The organism is Burkholderia sp. RS01, from assembly GCF_039748055.1.
In the GTDB taxonomy this organism is placed as follows: Bacteria; Actinomycetota; Actinomycetes; order Actinomycetales; family Micrococcaceae; genus Arthrobacter.
In genome coordinates this window covers 1-25,426 of record NZ_JBDLAK010000030.1, presented here as the reverse complement: position 1 = coordinate 25,426, position 25,426 = coordinate 1, and the positions used below count along the sequence as shown (strand labels likewise).

The 25,426-nt window shown below is 66.1% G+C and carries 22 protein-coding genes; 15 read left to right on the top strand and 7 right to left on the bottom strand.

The window, feature by feature from the left end:
* The first annotated feature begins 294 nt into the window (after nucleotides 1–294).
* The 10 genes from ABFP37_RS20735 to ABFP37_RS20690 all read left to right on the top strand — a co-directional run bounded on the left by ABFP37_RS20735 (nucleotide 295) and on the right by ABFP37_RS20690 (nucleotide 8,276).
* Nucleotides 295–1,287 (top strand): LacI family DNA-binding transcriptional regulator, encoded by a 993-nt coding sequence (locus ABFP37_RS20735; protein WP_347034803.1) that lies wholly within the window; start codon nucleotides 295–297, stop codon nucleotides 1,285–1,287.
* 117 nt (nucleotides 1,288–1,404) lie between these two features.
* Entirely contained in the window at nucleotides 1,405–1,707 is a 303-nt protein-coding gene (locus ABFP37_RS20730) for an urease subunit gamma (protein WP_078027361.1), read from the top strand.
* 8 nt (nucleotides 1,708–1,715) lie between these two features.
* Nucleotides 1,716–2,063: an urease subunit beta gene (locus tag ABFP37_RS20725; RefSeq protein ID WP_078027360.1), complete on the top strand. Its 348-nt coding sequence runs from the start codon at nucleotides 1,716–1,718 to the stop codon at nucleotides 2,061–2,063.
* A complete protein-coding gene (gene ureC / locus ABFP37_RS20720) occupies nucleotides 2,060–3,835 on the top strand; it encodes an urease subunit alpha (RefSeq protein WP_078027359.1) in 1,776 nt (591 codons plus the stop codon). Before ABFP37_RS20725 ends, ureC begins: the two co-directional genes overlap by 4 nt.
* A 53-nt stretch (nucleotides 3,836–3,888) precedes the next feature.
* Complete coding sequence (gene ureE, locus ABFP37_RS20715) at nucleotides 3,889–4,371, top strand: urease accessory protein UreE (protein WP_347034796.1); 483 nt, start codon at nucleotides 3,889–3,891, stop codon at nucleotides 4,369–4,371.
* Nucleotides 4,352–5,092: an urease accessory protein UreF gene (locus ABFP37_RS20710; protein ID WP_347034795.1), complete on the top strand. Its 741-nt coding sequence runs from the start codon at nucleotides 4,352–4,354 to the stop codon at nucleotides 5,090–5,092. The genes ureE and ABFP37_RS20710 overlap by 20 nt, the downstream gene beginning before the upstream one ends.
* Nucleotides 5,093–5,104: 12 nt before the next feature.
* Nucleotides 5,105–5,722 carry an urease accessory protein UreG gene (ureG, locus tag ABFP37_RS20705; RefSeq protein ID WP_078027356.1) on the top strand — a complete coding sequence of 206 codons (618 nt, stop codon included), beginning with the start codon at nucleotides 5,105–5,107 and terminating at the stop codon, nucleotides 5,720–5,722.
* Between the two features lie 137 nt (nucleotides 5,723–5,859).
* On the top strand, nucleotides 5,860–6,615 hold the full coding sequence (locus ABFP37_RS20700; RefSeq protein ID WP_347034794.1) for an urease accessory protein UreD: 756 nt from the start codon (nucleotides 5,860–5,862) through the stop codon (nucleotides 6,613–6,615).
* On the top strand, nucleotides 6,615–7,658 hold the full coding sequence (locus ABFP37_RS20695) for a hypothetical protein (protein WP_347034793.1): 1,044 nt from the start codon (nucleotides 6,615–6,617) through the stop codon (nucleotides 7,656–7,658). Before ABFP37_RS20700 ends, ABFP37_RS20695 begins: the two co-directional genes overlap by 1 nt.
* A gap of 33 nt (nucleotides 7,659–7,691) precedes the next feature.
* Entirely contained in the window at nucleotides 7,692–8,276 is a 585-nt protein-coding gene (locus tag ABFP37_RS20690) for an HhH-GPD-type base excision DNA repair protein (protein ID WP_078027353.1), read from the top strand.
* A gap of 64 nt (nucleotides 8,277–8,340) precedes the next feature.
* Here ABFP37_RS20690 and ABFP37_RS20685 read toward each other — a convergent pair whose 3' ends face one another.
* The 4 genes from ABFP37_RS20685 to ABFP37_RS20670 all read right to left on the bottom strand — a co-directional run bounded on the left by ABFP37_RS20685 (nucleotide 8,341) and on the right by ABFP37_RS20670 (nucleotide 12,515).
* Nucleotides 8,341–9,300: a carbohydrate kinase gene (locus tag ABFP37_RS20685; RefSeq protein ID WP_347034792.1), complete on the bottom strand. Its 960-nt coding sequence runs from the start codon at nucleotides 9,298–9,300 to the stop codon at nucleotides 8,341–8,343.
* Between the two features lie 110 nt (nucleotides 9,301–9,410).
* Nucleotides 9,411–10,205, bottom strand: coding sequence for an ATP-binding cassette domain-containing protein (locus tag ABFP37_RS20680; RefSeq protein ID WP_078027351.1), 795 nt, complete (start codon nucleotides 10,203–10,205; stop codon nucleotides 9,411–9,413).
* Nucleotides 10,202–11,248: an ABC transporter permease gene (locus tag ABFP37_RS20675; protein ID WP_347034791.1), complete on the bottom strand. Its 1,047-nt coding sequence runs from the start codon at nucleotides 11,246–11,248 to the stop codon at nucleotides 10,202–10,204. Before ABFP37_RS20675 ends, ABFP37_RS20680 begins: the two co-directional genes overlap by 4 nt.
* Before the next feature lie 148 nt (nucleotides 11,249–11,396).
* Nucleotides 11,397–12,515: a substrate-binding domain-containing protein gene (locus ABFP37_RS20670; protein ID WP_078027350.1), complete on the bottom strand. Its 1,119-nt coding sequence runs from the start codon at nucleotides 12,513–12,515 to the stop codon at nucleotides 11,397–11,399.
* Between the two features lie 111 nt (nucleotides 12,516–12,626).
* Between ABFP37_RS20670 and ABFP37_RS20665 the strand changes: the two genes are divergently transcribed.
* Together ABFP37_RS20665 and ABFP37_RS20660 are read left to right on the top strand one after the other, a co-directional pair.
* Nucleotides 12,627–13,679 (top strand): LacI family DNA-binding transcriptional regulator, encoded by a 1,053-nt coding sequence (locus tag ABFP37_RS20665; protein WP_347034790.1) that lies wholly within the window; start codon nucleotides 12,627–12,629, stop codon nucleotides 13,677–13,679.
* A gap of 78 nt (nucleotides 13,680–13,757) precedes the next feature.
* Entirely contained in the window at nucleotides 13,758–14,051 is a 294-nt protein-coding gene (locus tag ABFP37_RS20660) for a putative quinol monooxygenase (protein ID WP_078027348.1), read from the top strand.
* Nucleotides 14,052–14,163: 112 nt separating this feature from the next.
* Here the strand turns inward: ABFP37_RS20660 and ABFP37_RS20655 are convergent, their stop codons facing one another.
* Entirely contained in the window at nucleotides 14,164–16,800 is a 2,637-nt protein-coding gene (locus ABFP37_RS20655; protein WP_078027347.1) for a GH32 C-terminal domain-containing protein, read from the bottom strand.
* A 296-nt stretch (nucleotides 16,801–17,096) separates the two neighbouring features.
* Here ABFP37_RS20655 and ABFP37_RS20650 point away from each other — a divergent pair, with 296 nt between their 5' ends.
* Together ABFP37_RS20650 and malQ are read left to right on the top strand one after the other, a co-directional pair.
* On the top strand, nucleotides 17,097–17,435 hold the full coding sequence (locus ABFP37_RS20650; protein ID WP_347034789.1) for a hypothetical protein: 339 nt from the start codon (nucleotides 17,097–17,099) through the stop codon (nucleotides 17,433–17,435).
* Between the two features lie 230 nt (nucleotides 17,436–17,665).
* Complete coding sequence (malQ, locus tag ABFP37_RS20645; protein ID WP_347034788.1) at nucleotides 17,666–19,918, top strand: 4-alpha-glucanotransferase; 2,253 nt, start codon at nucleotides 17,666–17,668, stop codon at nucleotides 19,916–19,918.
* 13 nt (nucleotides 19,919–19,931) lie between these two features.
* Here malQ and ABFP37_RS20640 read toward each other — a convergent pair whose 3' ends face one another.
* Both ABFP37_RS20640 and ABFP37_RS20635 read right to left on the bottom strand, forming a co-directional pair.
* Entirely contained in the window at nucleotides 19,932–22,766 is a 2,835-nt protein-coding gene (locus tag ABFP37_RS20640; protein ID WP_347034787.1) for an alpha-amylase family glycosyl hydrolase, read from the bottom strand.
* A gap of 164 nt (nucleotides 22,767–22,930) precedes the next feature.
* On the bottom strand, nucleotides 22,931–23,965 hold the full coding sequence (locus ABFP37_RS20635) for a beta-propeller fold lactonase family protein (RefSeq protein ID WP_347034786.1): 1,035 nt from the start codon (nucleotides 23,963–23,965) through the stop codon (nucleotides 22,931–22,933).
* A 205-nt stretch (nucleotides 23,966–24,170) separates the two neighbouring features.
* Here ABFP37_RS20635 and ABFP37_RS20630 point away from each other — a divergent pair, with 205 nt between their 5' ends.
* On the top strand, nucleotides 24,171–25,076 hold the full coding sequence (locus ABFP37_RS20630; protein ID WP_347034785.1) for a putative protein N(5)-glutamine methyltransferase: 906 nt from the start codon (nucleotides 24,171–24,173) through the stop codon (nucleotides 25,074–25,076).
* The last annotated feature ends 350 nt before the right edge of the window (nucleotides 25,077–25,426 follow it).

Here is a 25,426-nt window from a genome sequence, read left to right as displayed (position 1 = left end):
ATGATTCCCCCAGACTTTTCCCCATGGTTCCCTCAAGGTCTTGCCCCCCAGGCGGTCCCCTAGAAACTCCCCCCGGCATTCCCTAGGGGATCCGACCTGTGGGTCTCCCCCCGATATCCCCGGGGCCAGGCGCCGTTGCCCGGCCCCGGAGCGTAGAGACCTTGGAGAAAGGGTGTGGCAGGCACCTTGGGAAATTCTTGCGGGCGGGGCGGCCCGCTTTCTGCAACGATGTACCTTCTGCAACGATGTACCCAGACGAACCGCCGCGAGAAGGAGCCTTGGATGGCCGTGACCATGAACGATGTTGCCCGTGCCGCGGGAGTTTCCCTCAAGACGGTGTCCAACGTGCTCAACGACTACGAGTTCATCAGGCCGGCCACCAAGCAGAAGGTGCTGGATGCGATCGCCGAGCTGGGCTACGAGGCCAACCTGACGGCGCGGAGCCTCCGGTCCGGAAAGTCCCGGATGCTGGGCCTGGTCCTGTCGGACCTCTCCGTGCCGTACTACGCCGAGCTCGCTTCCCGGCTCATGACGGTTGCCTCAGCCCGGGGCTACCGGGTGCTCGTGGAGCAGTCTGCGGCAGGGGAGGCGAACGAACTCAGCGCACTGCAGGGTACATTCCGCCAGCTCACGGACGGGCTTCTTTTCACCCCCCTGGCGCTGGGGGCGGACGCTGTGGCCAACCGGCGCGGAAGCAAGCCGCTCGTAATGCTTGGGGAGCACATCGAAGATCCCCGGTTCGACCTCGTCACCATGAAGAATGTCGGAGCGGCGCGGGCTCTCACGGCCCACCTCCTGGCGGGCGGCCGCCGCCGGATAGCAGTGATCGGGGCGTCGGCGGAGGATTCCGCCGGCAGCCCGGGCCTGCGCCTGACCGGTTATCGGGAGGCGCTCGCCGCCGCGGGAGTGGATTTTGACCCGGCGCTTATTGTGCCGGCCGAGTGGCGCCGCGACGGCGGCGCCGCCGCCGTGGGGGAGCTGCTGGGGAGCGGAGCGGATTTTGATGCCGTCTTCGGACTCAACGACGCCTTGGCGCTCGGGGCCATGCACGAACTGCAGATCCGCGGCGTCAACGTGCCGGCGGACGTCGCCGTGGCCGGCTTTGACGACATCGACGAGGCAAGGTTCGCCTCGCCGTCGCTCACCACTGTTGCCCCGGGCATGGACGACATTGCCGAACGGTCCGTCGCGTTGCTGATCGATCGGATCGAAGGCACCCAGAAGGCGGAGCAAGGAGTGCACGTCGAAGTGGAGTTTGAGCTGAGGATCCGAGCCTCGGCGCCCTGAGCTGCTCGGCCCCCTGAAGGGTCTGAAATCTCGCGGAAACGTCCGCCGCTTACGCTGGTGGCACACCGCAGCCGCTGCATGCCGCCCGCGGTGCCCGCCGTAGAAGGGATTCCTCGAATGCATCTGCTGCCCCGCGAGCAGGAAAAGCTCATGATCGTGGTCGCCGCCGACCTCGCCCGCCGCCGCCAGGCGCGGGGGCTCAGGCTGAATTTTCCGGAGGCCGTTGCCATCATCAGCTACGAACTAATTGAGGGTGCGCGGGACGGGCGGACCGTGGCCGACCTGATGAGCTACGGCACCACCCTGCTCAGCCGCGACGACGTCATGGAAGGCGTGCCGGAAATGATCCACGACGTCCAGGTCGAGGCCACCTTCCCTGACGGCACCAAGCTCGTCACCGTCCACGATCCCATCCGCTAAGGGGCGCCATGATTCCGGGAGAGTACGTGCTGCAGGGTGAGCCTGTGGTGATCAACGCGGGCCGCGAGGCGATCGACGTCGTCGTAGTCAACACCGGTGACCGCCCCGTGCAGGTGGGTTCGCACTACCACTTCGCCGAAGCCAACCGGGCGCTCGAGTTCGACCGCCGGGCCGCTTACGGGCGCCGGCTCGACATCCCCGCCGGCACGGCCGCGCGCTTCGAACCCGGTGACAGCAAGACCGTGCGGCTGATCGCACTGGCCGGCAGCCGGGAGGTCTTCGGGCTGAGCAACGCGGTGAACGGCAGCCTTGGCGCGGCACAGTCCGCACCGGAAAACGCAGGGGGAGCACAGTGAGTTTCGAATTGTCCCGCAAGCAGTACGCGGACCTGTACGGCCCGACGACGGGTGACGCCATCCGCCTGGCGGACACCGACCTGTTCCTCGAGATCGAAAAGGACCTCACCGTTTACGGCGAGGAAGTGGTGTTCGGCGGCGGCAAGGTCATCCGCGACGGCATGGGCCAGAACGGGCAGGTGACCCGCGACGGCGAGCTGCCGAGCGGAGGCGCTGAAAGGCTGGACGTCCCGGACACCGTGATCACCAATGTGGTGGTGCTGGACTACACGGGGATATACAAGGCAGACGTCGCCCTGAAAGACGGCCACATTTTCAAGATCGGGAAGGCTGGCAACCCGCAGATCGCCGACGGCGTGGACATTGTGATCGGCGCCAGCACCGAAATCATCGCGGGGGAGCGCAAGATCCTCACCGCCGGCGGCGTGGACACCCACATCCATTTCATCTCCGCAGACCAGGTGCCCGCGGCGCTGTGCAGCGGCGTGACCACCATGGTGGGCGGAGGGACCGGCCCGGCGGAAGGCACCAAGGCCACCACCGTGACTCCCGGAAAGTGGCACATCCAGCGCATGCTGCAGGCCGCCGAAGGGCTCCCCATCAACATCGGCCTGCTGGGCAAGGGCCACGCCTCCGCCGTCGAGCCGCTGGCCGAACAGATCCGGGCCGGGGCGGTGGGCCTGAAGGTCCACGAGGACTGGGGATCCACGACGTCCTCGATCGACACCTCCCTGAAGGTCGCCGACGAATACGACGTCCAGGTGGCCATCCACACAGACACCCTGAACGAATGCGGCTTCGTGGAGGACACCATCCGGGCCATCGGCGGCCGCGTGATCCACACCTTCCACACCGAGGGAGCCGGCGGCGGCCACGCGCCGGACATCATCAAGATCGCCGGGCTGCCCAACGTCCTTCCGGCGTCCACGAACCCCACGCTGCCGTACACGCGCAACACCATCGAAGAGCACCTGGACATGCTCATGGTGTGCCATCACCTGAACCCGGACATCCCGGAGGACGTGGCGTTCGCCGACTCCCGCATCCGCGCCGAAACCATTGCCGCCGAGGACGTCCTGCAGGACCTGGGCATCTTCGCCATCACCTCCTCCGACTCGCAGGCCATGGGCCGGGTGGGCGAGGTGATCATCCGCACGTGGCAGGTGGCGGACAAGATGAAGAAGCAGCGCGGCGTGTTGAAGGATCCTGCCGGCGGTGCACACGGTTCGGCTGCCGGCCAGGGAGCGGACAGCGACAACTTCCGGCTCAAGCGGTACGTGGCGAAGTACACGATCAACCCGGCCATCGCCCAGGGCATGGCCGACTCCGTCGGCTCGGTCGAGGAGGGCAAGTTCGCGGACCTGGTGCTGTGGGACCCGGCGTTCTTCGGCGTGAAGCCGGAGCTCGTGCTCAAGGGCGGCCAGATCGCCTACGCACTGATGGGCGACGCCAACGCCTCCATCCCCACGCCGCAGCCGCGGACAATGCGCCCCATGTTCGCCACGTTCGGCAAGGCCCTGCAGCAGTCCTCCATCACCTTCCTGTCCCAGGCCGCGATTGACGCGGGCGTACCGGAAGAACTGGGGCTGGAGAAGGTCATCCGGCCGGTCGCCGGGATCCGGTCGCTGTCCAAGGCCGACCTGAAATACAACGACGCCACCCCGGACATCCAGGTAGATCCGGAAACATACAAGGTGACGGTGGACGGCGAGGACGTCACGTGCGAACCTTCGGACGTGCTGCCCATGGCACAGCGCTACTTCCTCTTCTAGGGCATCCCAGCCACCGCCCTGAAAACACCACTCAAAGACCACGGAGAAAGCACATGATCATCGAGAAGATCCTGGGCAACCTGCACGATCAGGCCGCCGGCCAGGACCCCTACTTCGGGCTCCACAAGGAGAAGGTGGTGCTGCCGAGCGCCCAGCTGGTCAAACGGATCCAGCGCGTCACCACCGACCACGGCCAGGAAGTCGGCATCCGGCTGCCCGCCGGTTCCGCTGACCTTCGCGACGGCGACGTCCTCCACGTCGCCGAAACCAACGTGATCGTGGTGTCCGTGCTGCCCACCGACGTCCTGGTGATCGCACCGCGGACCATCCATGAGATGGGAGTCGTGGCCCACTCGCTGGGCAACCGGCACCTGCAGGCCCAGTTCTTCGACGCGTCCTCCGAGTACGGAGCCGAGGTCATGGTCTGCCAGTACGACCACACCGTGGAGGACTATCTCAAGCACGTCGGAGTGCCGTACGACCGCCAGGAACGCGTCATGCCAGTCCCCTTCCGCCATGCCGAACACTCGCACTGAGGCCGGGTCCGGTGGCCGAGCTTGTCGAGGCCGGATTTCGGCGGGCTCAATCAGCGGGGGCTACCAGCTCGCCCTGCAGCAGCTGACCGACTCGGCGCTTCCCACCGGGGCGTTTGCGCACTCGCTCGGCTTTGAGACCTACATTGAGCGCGGGTTGGTTCATGATGAGGGCTCGTTCGGGGTGTGGCTGTCCGCGTTCATCCGGCAGCAGCTGACCTACTCGGACGGGCTGGCCATCCGGTTCCTCTACGAGGGCGCCGGGGTCGAGGAGCTGGATTCGATGCTGACTGCGCAGCTTTTGCCGCGGCAGCTGCGGGAGGCCAGCATCAAGATGGGCACGCGGCTGCTGGAAATCGGTGCTGAGGTCTTCCCGTCGCCCGAGCTCGCAGCGTACACGGAGCTGGTGACCACCGGCCGTTCCGCCGGCCATCAGCCGCTGGCGTTCGCCGTCGTCGCCCGTTCACTGGGAGTGCCTTTACCGGAGTCGCTCGCCGCGTACCTTTTCGCCGCGGTCACCTCGCTGACCCAGAACGCGGTCCGTGCCATTCCGCTGGGGCAGAACGCCGGCCAGCGGTTGCTGCGGAAGGCGTCCGACGGCGTTGCTGCCGCCGTCGAGGAGGTCGGTCACCTCACGCCGGACGACTTCGGCGCCGTGAGCCCCGGCCTGGAAATTTCGCAAATGCGGCATGAGCGTCAACGTGCCCGCATGTTCATGAGTTAGCAGGAGGAAAGAATGACTGAACCCATCAAGATCGGCATCGGTGGGCCGGTTGGCGCCGGAAAGACCCAGCTCGTGGAGCGGCTCACCCGCCACATGAGCCGTGAGATTTCCATGGCCGCCATCACCAACGACATCTACACCATCGAGGACGCCAAGATCCTGGCCGCCAACGGGATCCTGCCTGAGGACAGGATCATCGGCGTCGAGACCGGAGGCTGCCCGCATACGGCGATCCGCGAGGACACCTCGATGAACACGGCGGCCATCGAGGAGCTCAAGAAGCGGCACCCGGACCTGCAGGTGATCTTCGTAGAGTCCGGCGGCGACAACCTCTCCGCCACGTTCAGCCCGGAACTGGTGGACTTCTCGATCTACATCATCGACGTCGCCCAGGGTGAGAAGATCCCGCGGAAGGCCGGGCAGGGCATGATCAAGTCCGATCTCTTCATCATCAACAAAACCGACCTCGCGCCGCACGTGGGAGCAGACCTCGCCGTCATGGAACGGGACTCCCGCGAGTTCAGGGGCGCCAAGCCGTTCTGCTTCACCAACCTGAAAACTGACGAAGGCCTGGACGCCGTCATCGAATGGGTGCGGCGCGACGTCCTGATGCTCGACCTGGCGCGATGAGGACGACGGCGGCCGAGCCGGCTCAAGCAGTCAGCTCACCCGCGTCCGCTGATCGGCCCGAGAGGGGCCGTCTTGAACTCCTCATCACTGAACGCCGCGGGAAATCGATTGCCTCGAGGCAGTTCCATCAAGGCGCCTTGAGAGTCCTTCGGCCGCACTACCTGGATGACAGCGGGCAGGTCTGCTATGTCGTCGTGAATCCGGGCGGGGCTTACCTTGGCGCTGATCTTTACGTCGTCGATGTGGAGGTGGGGGACGGGGCCAGGCTGCTGCTGACCACGCAGTCGGCGACGAAGATCTACCGGACCCCGGGGTCGTTCGCCGAGCAGCGGATGACCCTGCGGCTTGGAGACGGGGCGCAGCTCGAACTCGCGCCGGACCAGCTCATCGCGTACCGGGAGGCAAGCTACCGGCAGAACACGCACATCACGGTGCGGCCGTCGTCGAGCCTGATGATGTCCGAGGTGATCACGCCGGGGTGGTCGCCGGACGGCGCCTCCTTCCGGTACGAGGAACTCCGGCTCCGCAACGAGATCCGCGTGGAGACTGGCTCCGGCACCGAACTCCTGGCACTCGACAACCTGCTGGTCCGTCCGCCCCTCAACGACGTCACCGGGATGGCCTTCATGGAGGGCTTCAGCCACCTGGGATCGCTCATTGTCGTGGACCCGCGCGTGGACCAGGCGCTCGCCGACGAACTCCACGTGGCGACGCAGGCCCACGACGCCTACACCGGAATTTCCCTGACCGGCTCCGTGGCCGGCACCACCGGCCTCATAGTGCGTTCGCTGGCCAACAGCACGGAGGAGCTCGCCCGATTGCTGGGTGCGTGCACAGCACTGTTGCGTCACAATTGGAATGGTCAGGATCCCCTGAACTTGAGGAAGCACTGATGACAACGCTGACAGACCTGGCCGTCCTCTACCGCTCTCGCGAACACCTGTCAGTGCGCACCAGGCTGCTGTGGACGTTCGGTGCTGTTATCGCCTTGCACGCTGCCGCCGTCGTTCTTCTCGCACTCGGCACGGCAAGCGCCGGCCAGCCGCTGGCGCTGGGGCTGGTCCTGACTGCCTATGTGGCAGGAATTAAGCACAGCTACGACTGGGACCACATCGCAGCGATCGACAACTCCACGCGGAAGTTCGTCGCGCAGCGGCGGGACCCTGTTAGCGTCGGTTTCGCATTCAGCCTGGGCCACAGCTCAGTGGTGGTGCTGGCAGGCGTTTTCGTGGTTTCAGGCGCCTCCGCCGTCGGGCGCCTCATGGAGGAGGGCAGCACCGGGAACCTCGCACTGGGGCTCATTGGAAGCGGAGTCTCCGGGCTGTTCCTGCTGCTGATGGGCATCTTCAACGGCTCCGCGTTCGTGCGGACGGCACAGCTGTACCGCAGCTCCAGGACGGGTGCGAGCATCTCCATGGATGACCTCGAGACGAAGGGCTTCATGGCGCGCCTGTTGGCCAGACCGCTGTCCCGGGTCCAGCACCCGCGCAACATCTATGCAATCGGCTTCCTGTTCGGGCTGGGGTTCGACACGGCCACCACCATCGGCCTGCTTGTCATGACAACAGCGGCGTCACTCGCCGGGGTGTCGCCGCTGGCCTTGATGGCGTTGCCGTTCGCCTTCGCGGCGTCAATGACATTCTGCGATTCATTGAACGGCGTGGCCATGATGCGGATGTACAAGTCAGCCATTCATGACCCCAGCCGAAAGCTTGGTTTCAACGCCCTGGTGACGGGCATTTCGGCCGTGTCGGCACTGTTCGTCTCCGTCATCACCCTCGGGGGCCTTTTTGATGCGGCGTTCGGCCTGGGAGATCCCGTGACGGCGTGGCTGGCGTCCATCGATCTGGGCGACGCCGGGCTGCTGCTCGTGGCTGCTTTCCTGACGGTGTGGGGAGCCGCGACCGTGCATGGCCGGATGAAGGGCAACGCCTGACGCGGACCCGGAGCAGATGGAAGGATAGGACGCATGGAACTGCACATCACGGGGGACCCCGCCGCCGACAAGTTACTCAGCGATGACTCGTTTGCGCTGCTCACCGGCATGCTGCTTGACCAGCAGGTGACCATGGAGTCGGCGTTTGCCGGTCCCGAAAAGATCCGGACGCGTATCGGATCCATGGATCCCGCGGCGATCGCCGGTTACGACCCCCAGGGCTTCGTGGAGGTGTTCAAGGAGCGGCCGGCCGTGCACCGATTCCCGGGATCCATGGCGGGACGTGTCCAGGCCCTCGCTGATGCGGTGCACCGCGAGTGGAACGGCGACGCCGAAACCATCTGGACGCAGGGAGACCCCGACGGCCAGGAGGTGCTGCGCCGGCTCAAGTCATTACCGGGATTCGGCGAGCAGAAGGCAAAGATCTTCCTGGCGCTCCTTGGCAAGCAGTGCGGCCTCCAGGCAGAGGGCTGGCGCGAGGCCGCGGGCCACTACGGCCAGGAGGATGCGTACCTGTCTGTTGCCGACATTGTGGATCCGGAGTCGCTGAGCAAGGTGCGCGCCAGCAAGCAGGCGGCCAAGGCCGCCGCCAAGGCCGCGAAGGACGCCGGGCACTGAACCGGCGGCGCCGCAACCCAGGCGCCGTAACAGCGCCCCCGCATTCAAGAAGCAGGTGCCTGGATCACGCGACGACGGCGGCAGGAACGGCCGCGCCGTCCGGCAGGTCCGCGAGCAGCTCGTCGGCCGTGGGCGGGTTCGCGCCGGGCCGGCGCACAGTAATGGCCGCGGCCTTGGACGCGGTGCGCCCGAGGGTCTCCAGCACTGCCGGAGCCAATCCGTCGGTCCCGCGTGCGAGCAGGCCGTAGATCAGTGCCGCCATGTAGGAGTCGCCGGCGCCAATGGTGTCGGCCACTACCGACCTTATGGCCGGGATGTGCAGCTGCGTGGCCGGGGTGGCCAGCAGCGATCCCTCGGAGCCGCAGGTCACCACGGCCAGCCCGGCGCCCAGGCCCAGGATCCTCGCGGCGGCCTCCTCAAGCTGCAACCCCGGGTACAGCCACCCGGCGTCTTCATCGCTGAGCTTGACCACGTCGGTCAGCGGAACCAGCTCCTCGAAGATGGCCCGGGCCTCTGCCTGGCTGCCCAGCAGGGCAGGACGGATGTTGGGATCGTAGGTGACCATGCATTCACGGTGCGCCTGTTCCAGGAGCGCCTTGACCGCGGCGGCGCCGGGTGCCAGGAATGTGGCGATGGAGCCGGTGTGGAGCACCTTGGGGAGGAACGCCGGTGCCACAGGCGGGAGTTTCCAGCTGATGTCGAAGTCGTACCTGGCGGAGCCGTCGGCTGCCAGGGTGGCGGTGGCGGACGCAGTCCGGCCCGGCGTCTTGGAACCGGGGAGGAGCACGACGCCGGCGCTGCCCAGGTGCGCCTCGATCGCTGCGCCGCGGTCGTCGTCGCCGATTGATGTCAGAAGGGCAGCGCGGATGCCGAGGCGTCCAAGCCCGTAGGCGACGTTCGCCGGCGATCCGCCGGGGTGTTCAACGTTGCCTTCCGGAGAGGTGACGACGTCAACCAGCGCTTCGCCGATGACGATGACGTCAGGGGTTGACGGGGGAGCTGTGCTGGAAGGGGGCTTAAGCATGGGAGGGCCTTTCATGGAGCCGTCCGCGGACCTGTCAAAGGCCCGCGGACGGAGTTGGGGAAGGTAGAACGGTGCTGCAGAAAAACGCTGGTGCTGTAATCCGGTGGCCGTCAGGCGGTGGCGGCACCCGTCATGATCGCCACCGCATCGGTCATGCTGTGCGACTGCGGCGTGATGGTGGCCGCGCACTTGCCGAGGCGCTGGATGTGGATCCGGTCGGCCACGTCAAACACGTGGGGCATGTTGTGGCTGATCAGGATGACCGGCAGGCCCCTGTCCCGGAGGTCCCGGACCAGCTGCAGGACCTGATTTGATTCCCGCACGCCGAGGGCCGCCGTCGGCTCGTCGAGCACAACCACTTTGGAGCCGAACGCTGCGGCGCGGGCCACGGCGACAGCCTGGCGCTGGCCACCGGACAGGTTTTCCACCGGCACCGTCACGTCCTGGAGCGTGGAGATGCCGAGCCGGGTCAGCTCTTCCTTGGCCTTGCGGCGCATTCCCTTGGTGTCGAGGACGCGGAAGATCTTTCCCAGCGGGCCGGGAACCCGCTCTTCCCGCCCCAGGAACAGGTTGGAGGCGACGTCGAGTGCAGGTGACACGGCAAGGTTCTGGTAGACGGTTTCGATGCCGTGGACGCGGGCGTCCTGCGGGCGCTTGAAGTGGACTTGCTGGCCGGAAACGAACAACTCGCCCGAGTCCGGGACCTCGGCCCCGGTGAGGCACTTGATGAGCGTGGATTTTCCGGCACCATTGTCGCCGATGATCGCCAGGACTTCGCCCGGGTACAGGTCGAGGCTGACGCCGTCCAGGCCCACAACCCGGCCGAAGGTCTTGACGAGGTTCTTGGCCTGCAGGATCGGCTGGCGGACCTCGGCCTTGGCCGGCTGGATTTCTGTGGCGGTCATGATTTCACCTTTCGGATCCACTGGTCGATCGACACAGCGAGGATGATGAGGACGCCCACGGCGAGGGTCTGGTAGAGCACATCGAGGCCGGCCAGCGACAGGCCGTTGCGGAATACCCCGACGATGAGCGCTCCGAGGAGGGATCCCCAGATTGAGCCGCGTCCGCCAAAGAGGCTGGTTCCGCCAATCACGACGGCGGTGATGGAGTCGAGGTTCAGGTCCACGCCGGCGTTGGGGCTGGCTGCGTTCGTGCGGCCGATCTGGATCCACGCGCCGACGGCCAACACGGCCCCCGCTGCGAGGTAAACGCTCATCAGGACACGGTTCACCGGGATGCCGGCCAGGCGGGCGGCTTCCTTGTCATCGCCCACCGCGTAGACGTGTCGGCCCCAGGCGGTCTTGCCGAGGATGAAGGCGAGCGCGATGTAGAGCAAGAGCATCATGACCACGCCGGTGGAGATCCGCACGGGGCCAACCGGGAACGTGCTGCCCATCCATGTCAGCAGTCCGGGCATGCTGGAGCCGCGGACTGTGGAGCCGCCGGAGTAGAGAAGCGTCACGGCGATGAAGATGTTCAGCGTTCCGAGCGTGACGATGAACGGGGGGAGCCGGAACCTGGTGACCAGGAAACCGTTCAGCGCCCCCGCTGCCAGACCCACGACGAGGCCAAGGAGGAGAGCGAGCGGAGCGGGCGCGCCGCTGCCGACGGCCAGCTGTGCCACCACCATGGAGGCAAGGATCATGACGGCGCCCACCGAGAGATCGATGCCGGCGGTGAGGATGATGAGGGTCTGGGCGATGGCGAGGGTTCCCACCACCGAAACCTGCTGGGTGATCAAGGACAGGTTCTCGACCCGGAGGAACCTCTCATTGAGGAGCCCGAAGACCACCACCGCAACCAGCAGGACAATGGCCGGGCTTAGTGCGGGATAGCGGTGGAGGATGTTGCGGATTCGGCTGAGCGGGGTCTGGCGGTCGAGGAATTCCTCGGCCGGGTCTGCATGCCCTGCGGCGGGCGGGCCGGCGGTCTGTTGCTGGGTCACTGTTGCTCCTGAACTTCAAGGTCCTGCTGGGGCTGGTTCGGCTGGTGCTGGTGCGGCGGCTGCTGCTTCTGCAGTCAATTCTCGCGCTGTGAACCGCGGGAAGGTACTGCAACTTCAGCACCTTCCCGCGGTGCGAGGTCCACGCTGGCTACTTGCCCCAGCAGATCTTGGAGGCCTCGGACGTGGTGATGCTCTTGACGCCGTCTACGGCCTTGTCCGTGACGAGCTCGACGCCGGTGTTGTAGAAGTCCAGTCCTTCTGAGTTGGCTGGCTTCTGTCCGGTCTTGGCCAGCTCAACGATGGCCTTGACACCCAATTCCGCCATCTTCACCGGGTACTGCTGGGCAGTGGCGCCGATGACGCCGGCCTTGACGTTGTTGACGCCCGAGCAGCCGCCATCCACGGACACCACCAAGACGTCCTTTTCCTTGCCGGCGGACTTCAGCGCCTCGAAGGCACCGGCCGCAGCCGGCTCGTTGATCGTGTAGACCACGTTGATGTTCGGGTTCTTGGCGAGGAGGGTTTCCATGGCGGTCCGGCCGCCGTCCTCAGCACCCTGGCTTGCCTGGCTGCCCACGATCTCGTAGTCGCCGCCCTTGCCGCCGGTGTACTTGCCGGTCTTGGCCTCGTCACCGTTCTTCTTCTTGTCCGCGGTGTCGATGCCGAGGCCGGTCAGGAAGCCCTGGTCCCGGTTGTAGTCCACGGAGACGACCTTGTCGTCGAACAGGTCCAGCAGCGCGATGGTGGCCTTCTTTCCGCCAAGCTGCGCGGCCGTCCACTTGCCGATCAGTTCACCAGCGGCGAAGTTGTCGGTGGCGAAAGTGATGTCGGCGGCGTCAGCGGGGTCCGGCGGCGTGTCCAGGGCGATGACGAACAGGCCGGCGTCCTTGGCTTTCTTCAGCGCATCCACGACGGAAGGGCCGTTGGGCGTGATGAGGATGCCTTTGTCGCCTTTGGAGATTGCGTTTTCGATGGCCTGGATCTGGGTCTCTTCGTCACCGTCGGCCTTGCCGGCTGCGAGCTTGAGGTCCACGCCGTCGGTTTCGGCGGCCTTCTTTGCGCCGTCCTGCATGGAAACGAAGAACGGGTTCGAGGTGGTCTTCACAATCAGGGACACGCCGACCTTCTCGGCCGAAGAGCTTCCGGTTGACGAGGTGCTTGGGGAACTCCCGCCGCAAGCGGTCAGGCTGAGCGTGCCGAGGGTCAGAACTGCACCGATGGCAAGCAGGCGGTGGGTGACTGTCCGCGGGGCTTTGGAACTCAACATTGAATCTCCTGGTTTCGTGGCACTTCTGGTGCCTGACAACGATGTCATGCATCATGTAATCAAGATCACAAGGTACAGTCAAGTGAAATTCCATGATGAAGGACCCTACTAATGACAACGATGTCTAATCGTTACCAGCCTGAGCCGACAAAGAACCGGCCCACGATGCGCCACGTCGCGGCACTGGCCGGCGTCGGAATCAAGACCGTCTCCCGGGTGATGAACGATGAGCCGGGCGTGTCCGAGGCAACCCGCCAGCGCGTCCTCGGCGCCTCCCAGCAGCTCAATTACCAGCTGGACATGGCGGCGGGAAGCCTTCGCCGGGCGGGCCGCCAGACCCTTTCCATCGGTCTCCTGCTGCCAAGCGTGTCCAACCCCTTCAGCGGCGAGATTCACCGCGCCATGGAGGACGCCCTGACCGCTCGAGGCATTGCGGTCTTTGCCGCCAGCCTCGACGACGACCCGGAACGGGAGAAAGCCCTGGTTGCCGCCTTCCTGGGCCGGCGTGTGGACGGCCTGGTCCTGACGCCCATCGCGAAAAGCCAGTCCTACGTCATCCCGGAGCACTCACGCGACCTGCCCATGGTCTTCATCGACCGCGAACCCGTGGGCATCGAGGCGGACGCCGTGGTGACGGATAACGCCGTTGGATCAGCCATGGCCGCCGGCCACCTGATCGCACACGGCCACTCCAAGCTCGCCTACCTGGGTGACCGTACAGACATCCAAACAGCCCGCGAACGCAGACGGGGTTTCATCGAGGAACTCGGCCGGGCTGGCATCGCGACCTCCTCGGTTCCAGTGCTCGAGGGCCTGCATAACGAGGAGGCAGCCCGCCAGGCGGCCCTTGAGCTGCTGAGGTCCGACGATCCGCCCACCGCCATCTTCTCCAGCCAGAACCTCGTCACCTTCGGGGTCATGCGGGCTCTGAAGGAGCTCGGTGCCAGCAAGCGGGTGGCCCTGGTGGGGTTCGACGACTTCACCCTGGCGGACATGATGGACCCCGGCATCACCGTCATCGCGCAGCATCCGGAGCGGATCGGGAAGCTCGCCGCGGAGCGGCTCCTGGCCAGGATCGACGGCGACCAGCGCGCCCCGCAGACGTATGTCGTCCCGTCGGAACTCGTTCAGCGGGGATCCGGGGAGATCCGGCCGCCGCACTGAGCCGCACCCGGCCGCCTGCCTAGTTTCAACCGGCCCATATTGATCCCAAACCACATCAATCCACCAGAGGGGAATCCCATGACCAAAACGCTGTACGCCGAATTCACCGTGAAGCCCGGCAGCGAAGCCCGCGTCGCGGAAATGATGCGCGAACTGACAGAAAAGGTCCGCAGCGAGCCTGGCAACCAGCTGTTCCTCCCGTACACCCGGGAAAACAATCCCCGGGAGTACTTCGTATTCGAGGTCTACGAGGACGACGCGGCATTCCAAGAGCACATCAGCGCGGATTACGGGGCAACGTTCAACGGCGAACTGGCGGATCACATCGAGGAGGACGGCTCGGTGCTGACCTGGCTCCAGCCGGTTCACTGATTCGCGCTGCAGGCTGTGCCTGGCAACGATGAGGGCCGGTGCCCGCATAATTCATGCGGGCACCGGCCCTTTCGCTGCTGTCTCAGTGAGCTGATGGGACCAGCCCGGGACCCTAGCCCCGGTTCTTACTGGGCTTGTCCGCCGCGCCGGACATGGAGTTGGCCAGCGGCGTGACAGTGATCGACTTCAGCTGGGCGGTGCCGCCTTCGGCGAAGAGTGCCACCTGGTTTGCACCCTGATCGGGGAAGACCTGGTCCGTGATGGTCCGCAGCCCGTTCTGGGCGAAGACCTCCACCGATGACCGGTCGACGTAGATGCGCAGGGTCACGTTGCCGCTGGCATCCACCGTGACAGGCGCCGACTCCACCGAGGCGAAAAGCGGGTGGAAGGCAGTGTTTCCGGAGTTGCTCCGGTCCACGTACAGATCCCCGGCTGCCTTGTCATAGCCAATGACGGTTGACGTGCCGCCGTTCCCGAGCACCGTGATTCCCGACTTCGACGCAGTCCCGGGCGCCAGCGTCACGTCGATCCGTTGCACCTGCCCAAAGGCAGCCGCCGGTAGCGGATGGGTGCCCGGGGCGATGTTGCGCGCATGCTTTTCCGCATAGCTCACCCCGGTGCCGAGGCCATCCACCTGCTGGGCGGGCTTCTGCGTCAGCCGCGGCCCGCTTGAGGTCTGGGTCAGCGCAACCTGGCGGGGCAGGGACATGGCGCTGCGCCAGGGCGTCGTCGGAATGCTGTTGGCGTAGTCCCAGTTGTTCATCCAGCCGAGCATGATGCGCTTGTCCTGGGGCATGTTGCCGAAGGAAACGGACGCGTAGTAGTCGCGGCCGTAATCCAGCCAGTCGTAGGACTGCAGCCTGGGCGTTGCCGGCCGGGGTGATGCCACGAACTCATCGGCAAGGATGTGGCCCCAGCCGAACCGGTTGTTGTCCACCACCCTGATGGTGGCCCGCTGCCCCTTGAATTCCGCGACGTTCCAGGATGTCCAGTCCAGGACTTCGCTGTTCGCGCCGGTGGCCGTCCGGACCACCTGGCCGCCGACCACGAGGTTCACGGTGGTCTCGTCGGAGCGCGGAACGGCCGCCTGGTCGGTGAGCATGACGTGGTCAAGGGTGAGGTGCCCCCAGCCTCCCGTGGCCTGGTCCACGATTCGCAGTTGTGCGGGCTGTCCGGCGAATTCCGACACATCCCAGCCCTTCCAGTTCAGGGCCCCGGCGTCGTCGCCTGCCAGGCGCCGCACCACGTTGCCGTTCACCAGCAGCTGGGCCTCGAGAACCTGGCCCGAGTCCGCCGTGCGGTGCCCGCCGCCCACCAGCATGCTCATGAAGTTCCGGGACAGGATGAACGACGGCGACGTCATGGTTCCTTGCCTGTCGTCACCGGGAGCTCCGCCCGCTTCGAACGTGTTGATGCGCTTTGCGCCGATGAAGAAGTCACCGCCCGCCGTGGCGGGCTGGAACGCCGGGGCGAGATCGCCGGTCCCGGTCCAGCCGGCGTCGGCCAGGGTGGAACCGTCGGCGACTTCGAAACCGTTGAACAGCAGGTCGCCGGGCGGCGGTGTGTTGTCGAGCTTGTCCGAGACGCGCGGATGCTGGCCCCCGCCCACCAGGAAGTTGAGGTAGTCACTGTCCACCGTGAATTCCGGGGAGTTCACGGAGCCGAGCGGCCAGTCGCCGTCGTTAAAGGAGTTGACCAGTCCGGTGCCCGCGAAACCGGTGACGGCGTTCTGCCCTGGCAGGGTTCCGGCCGCGGGGGCATCCCCGAACGGCCCGTTCTTCCGGTTGCCGGGTTCGTTGGCCACCGTCCAGCCGTTGTACGTGCCGTCGTTGAAGCCTGCAAGGGGTGTGCCGGCGGGCAATGAGTCGCTGGCCTTCGTGCTCTCGGAAGTGAAGGTGGTGCCGTCGAACTTGCCCACGAAATACTGGCCGGCCGATCCTCCTGCCACACCGCCGGGATTGATGTTGACCACCATGACCCACTTGACGTTCGCCGGATCGCCGTCGACCGCGAGCGGGAAGAGGTCGGGGCATTCCCACAGCCCGCCCGTGGCGTTGGCCGGACCGAACTCGCTGAGCGGCGTCCAGTCCTTGAGGTTGCTGGACTTGTAGAGCAGCACCTTGTGTTCCGTTGCCTCGACCGCAGCCATCACCCAGTAGCCGCCCCCTCCGGGCGAGCTGTACCAGAACACCTTGGGGTCGCGGAAGTTCGCCGAATTGCGGTTGAGCACCGGGTTGGCGGCGTACTTTGTCCAGGTCTGGCCGTCATCGAGGCTGTAGGCCAGCGACTGTGCCTGCAGCCCCCGGTATGGTGAGGCGTCCTTGTAGGCGCTGGTGAAGATTGCCACCATGGGTGGTTTCCCGGCGGTTCCGAACCCGGACGAGTTGTTCGTGTCCACCACCACGCTGCCGGAGAAGATGTCCTGCTGGTCGTCTGTGGGGATGGCCAGCGGCTGCTCCTTCCAGTGCACCAGGTCTGTGGACGTGGCGTGGCCCCAGGACATGTTTCCCCACGTGTTTCCCGACGGGTTGTGCTGGTAGTAGAGGTGGTAGATGCCCTTGTAGTAGACCATCCCGTTGGGATCGTTCATCCAGTTCTGCTTCGGTGTGAAATGGATGGCCGGGCGGTACTGCTCGTCTCCTGCCGTTCCCGCCGCGCCTGCGGTTCCGGCTGCCGGTGCTGGTCCTGCTCCGGCCAGTGCCGCGGCCAGGCTGAGACCCGCCGTGATCAGCGCAGTGCATGCCTGCATTCTTCGTGATTTTCTGGTGTACATCTTGCTAAGATCGCCCTTCATCGCGCGTGTCCTCCCGCAGACAACGTTGTCAGTGTCTGGAACGCTAGGTGATGTCCACGAGACAAGTCAACGGTCGAATCTGGCGGCTAACCGTGCCAACCGCAAGTGGCCGTTGACTGTTATTGGGGCCCACCTGCGGCAAGCAAAGGCCCGCAGCAACGCCGACACCGTTGTCAGGCGGAACGCTAGGCGGCGCTGGCTCCGGCGTTGGCCTGCACCGGCTGCCATCAGCCGGTTGTTAGGCTCGCAGCATGAAACGTTCCTTCCTCGCACTGTCCATGCTCCCCGCGCTGGTATTTCTGGCGGGCTGCGGCCAGGCCCAGGAAGCGGTTCAGAACGCGGCCAGCTCGGCGGCGTCCGGAGTTGCCAACGCCGCGGCCGAGCAGGTGAAGGGCCAGATCTGCGCTCTGCTGGAGGACGGACTGGTCAGCGCGTCGGACAAGGCTGCACTGACAGGACTCGTGGCCGGCGCCGAAACCGCCGGAGTTCCGTCCGAGATCACGGCCCCCCTCAGGGAGATTGCCCAGGCCGGAGACCAGGTTCCCAGCGACTCTGTCGCCCGGCTCCAGAAGGCCTGTACCGCATCCTGAGCTACGTGTTCCCGAATGCGGGCAGAACCCCTGCGGCCCGCCTCACCCAGCGCCTAGCCCTTTGCCCCGAAGCCTTGGGCAACACGCGTCATGGCCCGTAGCGCTGGACCCGGCCCGGCGTCGCCCTGCAATAATCGGAACCAGCAGTTGCGCCCCATGCTGAAAAGCGGCCGGCCGCAACGGGCAGCACTGTAATTTCGGGCCGATCACAGCAGACGAGGCGGACATAAATGAAGGCTCCCAGCCAGCACGAGGCATCGTCCGGAACACCGGCCGATCCGGACGCCAACCAGATGGCTGCGGGCACCGCACGTGAGCAAGCTGATTCCGAACCTACCGAGCCGGGGCTCGCCGGTTCCGTCAGCCCCGAGCTCTTGCATTGGCTCGCAGAGGTCCACGGTGTGGAGACGTCGTATCAGGGCTGGGACGGGCTGCCGCATGAGGTTGCGCCGGCCACACTGGTCCGCGTCCTGGCCGCCCTGGGCGTGCAGGCCAGCACGGACCAGCTCATCGAGGCGGCACTGGCCGAAGCGGAGCTGGCGCCCTGGCGGCGGATGCTGCCCCCCGCCATCGTGGCCCAGGAAGGCGCCCCGGCGCTGGTCCCGGTCCACGTCCGGCACGGCGCCGCGGTGCGCCTGACTGTCTCCACGGAGGACGGACGGGAGCTCATCGCCCCGCAGCAGGATATCTGGGTGGAGCCGCGCGTCGTGGACGGCGTGACCATCGGCCGGGCCACGTTCGACGTGCCGGACAACACCGGCCTGGGGTGGCACACACTGCGGGCTGAGTCCGACGGCGTGGTTGCGGAGGCCACGCTGGTGGTGGTTCCCGCCAGGCTGTCCACGGCCGCCGCGCTGGAGGAGCGCCGCGGCTGGGGCCTTGCCACGCAGCTGTACTCCGTGCGTTCCAAGCGGTCCTGGGGCATCGGCGACTTCGCGGACCTCGCCGAACTGGCCGCGCTCGCGGGTGCTCACGGCGCCGACTACGTGCTCGTGAACCCGCTGCATGCGGCGGAGCCCGTGCCGCCGATGGAACCCTCCCCGTATTCGCCGTCCACGAGGCGTTTCTTCAACCCGCTCTACCTGAGGATCGAGTCGATCCCCGAGCTGGCCTACCTGAAACCGAAGACGCAGGCAGTCATTCACGGCCTCAGGAAACAGGCGCAGAAGCTCAACAAGGACACCACCCGGTTGGACCGGGACACCGTGTACGCCGCCAAGCTGGCCGCGTTGGAACTGCTCTACAAAGCCCGCCGTTCGCCCTCCCGGCAGCAGGCGTTTGAGGACTTTTGCCGCAAGGCCGGTGCGGGCCTGGACGATTTCGCCCTCTGGTGCGCCGTGCGGGAGGACCTCGACGCCGATGACCCGTTTTGGACCGACCCTGCGGCGGCGCTCGGATCGCCGTTGCTCGAGCGGCTGAGGACTGAGCTCTCGGAACGGACCGACTTCCACCGCTGGCTGCAGTGGCTCTGCGACGAACAGCTCGAATCCGCCCAGGGCACAGCCAGGCGTGCCGGGATGCGGCTCGGCGTCGTTCATGACCTGGCCGTCGGGGCGGACCTCCAGAGCTCGGATGCGTGGACGCTGCGCGGCGTCCTCGCCTCCGGCGTGAGCGTGGGGGCGCCGCCGGACATGTACAACCAGCTGGGGCAGGACTGGCACCAGCCGCCCTGGCATCCCACCCGGCTGGCCGAAGCGGGCTACCAGCCGTTCCGGGAGATGCTGGCAACCGTACTGCAGCATTCCGGCGGGATCCGGGTGGACCACATACTCGGCTTCTTCCGGCTCTGGTGGGTGCCCGCGGGTAACTCGCCGACGGACGGTGCCTACGTGCGCCTTGACCACGACGCCATGATCGGGATCCTCGCGCTGGAGGCCCAGCGCGCCGGAGCCGTCGTGATCGGAGAGGATCTGGGCACCTTCGAGCCATGGGTCCGCGATTACCTTGCCGCGCGCGGCATTCTGGGCACCTCCATTCTGTGGTTTGAAAACGACGGCGACGCCCCGCTTCCGCCGGAACGGTACCGTGTGCAGGCGCTCTCCAGCGTGAACACGCACGACCTCCCGCCGACCGCGGGTTACCTCGCCGGAGACCACGTGACCCTCCGAAACGGGCTCGGCCTGCTGGAGCGGTCCGCGGAGGAAGAACGGCTGGAGCACAACGCCAAGCTGGACAAAATGATGGGCCTGCTCCGGCAGCGCGGTCTCCTGCCCCCCGACGAGCCCGGCACCGAGCAGGAGCGGATCGAGGCACTGCACCGCCTGCTCGCGCAGTCCCCGTCGGTCCTGCTCGGTGTGGCGCTCGTGGATGCCGTGGGCGAACGCCGGGTGCAGAACCAGCCCGGGACAACGTCGGCTCAGTACCCCAACTGGCAGGTCCCGCTCGCTGATTCCGACGGCGAATCCGTCCTGCTCGACAGCCTGGCCGGCAACGAGCGGTTCAACTCGCTGCTGGCCGCGGTGGAGGAGTCGTTGCGCGGCTAGGAGCCCAATTCGTTCATCCGGCAGTAATCACGTGCGTGCTGTGGTCGTACCGGAAGGTGACCGGACCGCCGTCGTGATTCAACTGGACGTTGGACCCGTTCGGGGCGCCGTCCTGGCCGTAGTTCTCGTCCCAGGAACCGTTGATGGCGGCCTTGAATTCATACTGGCCGGCGGGAAGGTCCGCGGTCAGTTTCCAGGTGCGGCTGGCCGGGTCCAGTGTCATGAACGCCGACTCGCACGCGGGCTGCCAGTCGTCCGGGCAGCCCATTTCGCTGTTGAGGCTGCCCGCCACCGTGACGCTTTCAGGCTGCGCTGCGGCTCCGACCAGCGCGGTCCGCACGCCGCTCACCACGTTGAAACCTGGACCGGCCATCGTTGCCCGGTAGCGTACCTCGGTGCCGTCGGCCAGGTTCAGCGCGGCCAGATCGTCGGTCGCGGTGTAGGCGGGCGAGGATGAATCGGCCTCGCCGACCGCACTCCACGGACCACCGGCCACGCTCCGCTCAAAGCCCACCACGTGGCTGGCCTTTTCCGGATCCGCCGTGGCAACCACTTCCACGTTCCCCTGGACCGTGCTGCCTTCCGCCGGCTGCTGGATGGCCAGCACGGGCGCGGGAACCGTTGCGGCCCGTGCGCTGCTGACGGATGTGTGGCCCGCGTTGTCCAGTGCCACGGCCCGGTACTCCACCCTGGCACCCGGGTTGAGCCCGGCGACGTCGTGGAACACGCGGTACGGGGCGGTGTCATCCGTGCCGATGGGCTCCCACCGTCCGCCGGGCTTCTTCGCCTGGAAAGTGACCTCGTAGAACGAAGTACCGCCGACGTCGGCCGTCACCTGCATCCTGCCGTTATCACCCTGGGAGGCGGCGGTCGGCGCCGCGGGGGCGGGGACCCGAAGCGAGACAGCCGGTGCCGCTTTGGCTTTCGGAATCCGGCCCGATGACTCATAGACGACCGCCGACAGCGGCGGAACCGTGACGGTCAGCTTTCCGTCCGCGGACGTCTTGGCGTCGGCAGCCGCCGCCCCGTAGATGAGGCTGTAGTTGCGCTTCGCAATGTACGTGTGGACGGCCGCCGTCTGGGGCTGCTCGCTGTTGTTCAGTGCCACCACGTACTCGCGCTGGTCCCTGGAATCTGTGCGGGAAAACGCGTAGATGCCGGGGCCGTCCGCCGCGAAACGGTGCTGGTGGGCGCCATCGCGAAGGGCGGGATGGTCCTTGGCCAGCTTCGCCAGTTCACTGATCTTGCCGTACAGCGGATGCCCGGTGTTGAAGTTGTCGATCGCATGCGTCGCGTCGGTGCCGAGCAGGTCGTCGTCGAGGTATTCAGGCACCTTGCTGGCGAACAGTGTCTGGCGGGCGTCCTGGTCACCGCCGGAGCCGGTGAAGCCCTGCTCGTCGCCGTAGTAGACCACCGGGTTGCCGCGGGAGAAGTACATCAGCTCGTGGGCCAGTTCGTCGCGAGCCACGCGTTCGGCATCGCTCGCGTCAGGGTTGTCCGAGCTGATGAAGCTGCCGATCCGGCCCATGTCGTGGTTACCCAGGAAGGTGGGCAGTTGGTACACGTTGGAGTCGGCATCGGTGTACCAGTCGTCCCCGTTGAAGAAGGTTTCCAGCTCCTTTGCGTCCTGGCTCCGGGACGCGAAATTGCGGGCGGCGTCCTGGAACGGGAAGTCCAGCACGGCCTGCATGCTGTTGCGCGTGGTGAACTGCGATGTGAAGCTCTTGGACGTGTCGAAGACTTCGCCGAACATGAAGAACTCGTTCTTGCCCTGCTCCTTCGCGTAGCTGAGAACGTCGGGGCCGAAATCTTGCCAGAACTCGTCGTTGACGTGCTTCATCGTGTCGATCCGGAAGCCGTCCACGCCAAAATCCCTGATCCAGGTCTTGTAGATGTCCTTCATGCCGTCGACCACCTTGGGGTGCTCCGTGAAGAGGTCATCCAGGCCGAAGAAGTCTCCGTAGAAGGAGTTCTCCCCGGTAAAGGTGGTGTCCCCGCGGTTGTGGTACAGCGTGGGATCGTTGAGCCAGGCGGGAACCTTGAGGTTCTTCTCGGCGGGGTCAAGCACCGGCGTGTAGGGGAAGGACTTTTCTGCGTCGAGCTGTGGGAAGTCGGACTTGCCGGCGTAGTCGCGGTCATCGAAGACCGCCCCGGAGGCTGTGCGGTAGGGCGCCTTGTCCTTGGACACGTAGCCGGAGCGGGCGCCTTCCTTGTACCCGATGACGTCCGCCGTGTGGTTGGTGATGATGTCGAAGTACACCTTCATTCCGCGCGAATGGGCCTGGTCAATGAGCGCCTTCAGCTCCGCGTTGGTGCCCAGATGGGGGTCGATCTGCGTAAAGTCCGTGACCCAGTACCCGTGGTAACCGGCGGAGTTGTCCTCCGGCTGAACGGCCTTGTTCTTGAAGCTGGGCGTCAGCCAGATGGACGTGGTCCCCAGGCCTTGGATGTAATCGATCTTGTCCAGCAGCCCGTTCAGGTCGCCGCCGTTGTAGAAACCTTTGCGTTGGGGATCGAAGCCGGACACCATCGGATTCGGGCCGAGGCCGCCGTCGTCGTTGGCCGCGTTTCCGTTGCTGAACCTGTCCGCCATGACGAAGTAGAAGTTCTCGTCAGTTACCGGCGCCCGCAGGGAATGAGCGCCCGACGGCGGCCGGTCACCTGATGGCGAGCCCGGCCCCGATGTGCCGGGTGCCGTTGTGGCCGGTGCCGTTGTGGCCGGTGCCGTTGTGGCCGGTGCCGTTGTGCCGGGTGCCGCTTGGGCGGGAAGAGCGGCCACTGCCACAAGGAGGAGGGCGGACGCCGCGGCCGCGGCACGGGAGAAAACGTGGGCAGAGCTGGTGAACATGGCTGAAACCTTCCGCGAAGCGACTCTGCTTGTCCCGGTCCGTCCGGATGACCTGCCGGGCGACCTGCCCGACCCCAAAAGTCATCGTTACAACGACATAAGCGTTGCTGTAGGTCTCTGTAATAGGAGTGACGAATTCTGTATTGGGCTTGTCGATTTGTGGCTTAGCTTGCCACAACCAAGGCCGTAGGGGAACCCGTAACGAGCCGGTGGTGCACGTCTCCGGGCAGGCCGGTTTCGGGGTCAAGGCGGAAAGTCGTCACGTCGTGGGAACGCTCGTGGGCCACGTGAAGCCAGCCGTCGCGGACCAGGTGGTGCCGCGGCCAATCGCCTCCGCTGGGAAAGTCCATGACGGGGCGAAGTTGCCCGGTCGTGCTGACCTCCAGCACGCAGATCCGGTTGGAACCCCGGACTCCCACATACACATGTTTACCGGCGGGGGAGAGCGCAATCTCCGCTGCCGAATCGCCTTCCAGGGCTCCGCCGGCCGTTGCCGGACCTTCGCCAACAAGTTCGAACCGTCCCGAACCGGACGCAGCCCGCCCGGCAAAAACCTCGATGGAGTACTCGGAGACCACGAACACGGTTCCGTCGGCATGCTGCACCAGATGGCGGGGTCCGCTGGCCTTAGGAAGCAGCACCTCGTGATCGAGTGACAGGCCAGCCTCGGGGAGGTAGTGCCAGACGCGCAGCAGGTCATGGCCCAGGTCAGTTGTCATGATCCTCCCGTCGGCCAGCATCAGGCTCGCGTGGGCGCGGCTTGGCCGGCCGCCGTCGTAGGGATCCGCGGATGGTTCCGCTGCGAAGCGGGCGGTCATGCCGCCGTCGGCATCCAGCCCGTAGAGCAGCACCTGGCCGTCGCCCCAGCAAGCAACTATCAGGAACCTGCCCCCGGGATCGACGGCGACGTGGCATGCAGCCCCGCCGGCGGCCCACGGTTCACCAGCCGCTTCGAGCCCAAATTCCCCCCTCCGGCGGTAGGCCTGGACGGTTTTGGCCGTCTCGCCGACGGCGTAGACCATGGGCAGAGACGGGTGAACCGCAATGAAGGACGGCGAATCCGCCTTCGCCGCCGTGCCGCGCCACGTGAGGGTTCCGTCCGGGGCCACCGAGATGGCTCCGATTCCCGCGCCGTGTCCGCCGCTGTCCGAGGTGTAGGAGCCGGTCCAGATGAGCCGGTGGTTTTCGCTGGGCGTCATGGCTCCATCTTGCCAAGAGCTGCCCGGTTCCGGGTCAGATAACATGAAGATTCGCAGGCGCCGAAGTGCGCGCCGCTTTGGAGAGCCGGGGGAGGTGGGAACCATTACTGCAATGCCAGCCTGGGTTCTCCCTGTCGGCTGCTGTCCGGACCACCGGAGCTAGCCGATGCGCGGAGTGCCCATCTTTCAACCGAAGGACGCTCCCATGCCGTTTGCTCATCCATCTCTTTCCCGTTCTGCCATCATCGCCCAGCTTCGCGCCGCAGGTTGTGTCTTTGCCGAGGACGAAGCCGAACTCCTTCTTGCCGCCCCGTTCTCCACCAGTGAGTTGGCCGCCGCGGTCGAACGGCGGGTCGGCGGATTTCCACTCGAACATATCCTTGGCTGGGCCGAGTTCTGCGGCCTGCGGATCGCGGTGGAACCCGGGGTCTTCGTACCACGCCGGCGCACCGAACTCATTGTCCGTGAGGCCGCCGTGCTGCTTGGGGCACCAGCCTCCGGTCCGGATGCTTATGACTCACGACCAGCGGTCGCCGCACCGGCCGGCGCCGGAGGCACGGCGCTGGCAGCGAGGGCCACTGCGGTGATGGAACCATTCGCGACGCGGCCGGAGCGGATTGTCGTGGACCTTTGCTGTGGCTCAGGTGCGGTGGCCACCGCGTTGGCCGCGGCAGTCACAGGCATCGAGTTGCATGCCGCCGACGTCGATCCCACCGCAGTGCGCTGCGCCCGCGGGAACGTTGTCCCGGCAGGCGGCGACGTTCATGAAGGCGACCTTTATGCGGCCCTGCCCGCCCGGCTGCGAGGGCGCGTTGACATTCTGGCGGTCAACGCGCCCTACGTGCCCACTGCTTCCATCAGCAGCATGCCCCACGAAGCCCGGGATCACGAGCCGCGGGTCTCCCTTGATGGAGGGCCGGACGGGCTCGACGTCCAGCGAAGGGTAATCGCGGAAGCCCCTGCATGGCTCCAGGCAGGAGGGCACCTGCTCATTGAAACGAGCCGCCGCCAGGCCCACCAGACCGCGCTGGCCATGACCCAGGGTGGCCTGACGCCCCGCATTGCCTATTCGGAGGAACTGGACGCGACGGTGGTCATCGGACGGCGGTAGTTGGCCTCGGCAGCTGGCGGCTTGAAGATCAGCCGTGCACGTGTCCGTCCGCCGTCTGCGTTCTGCTTCGGCCGCTTTCTGCTTCGGCTCGTGGCGCGCCCGTTGCCGATTGCCCCAGCGCTCTTACCACTGGCCCTCAACTACCTGTGACCAGGCGCCCTGTGCGTGCGCCCGCCACCCTCGTGGCTTGCGCGCTCTTGCGTCGGCTGGCTTGCGTTCCCGGGGGTGGGTTTAGTTGCGGTGTTGGTGGTTGCGGCGGGGTGTTTGTTTGGGGTCGATGTGGGGTGGGGGGATGAACCAGGGGATGCCGGTTTGCATGTGGATGGTCCATTGTTCCTTGTGGATGAGGT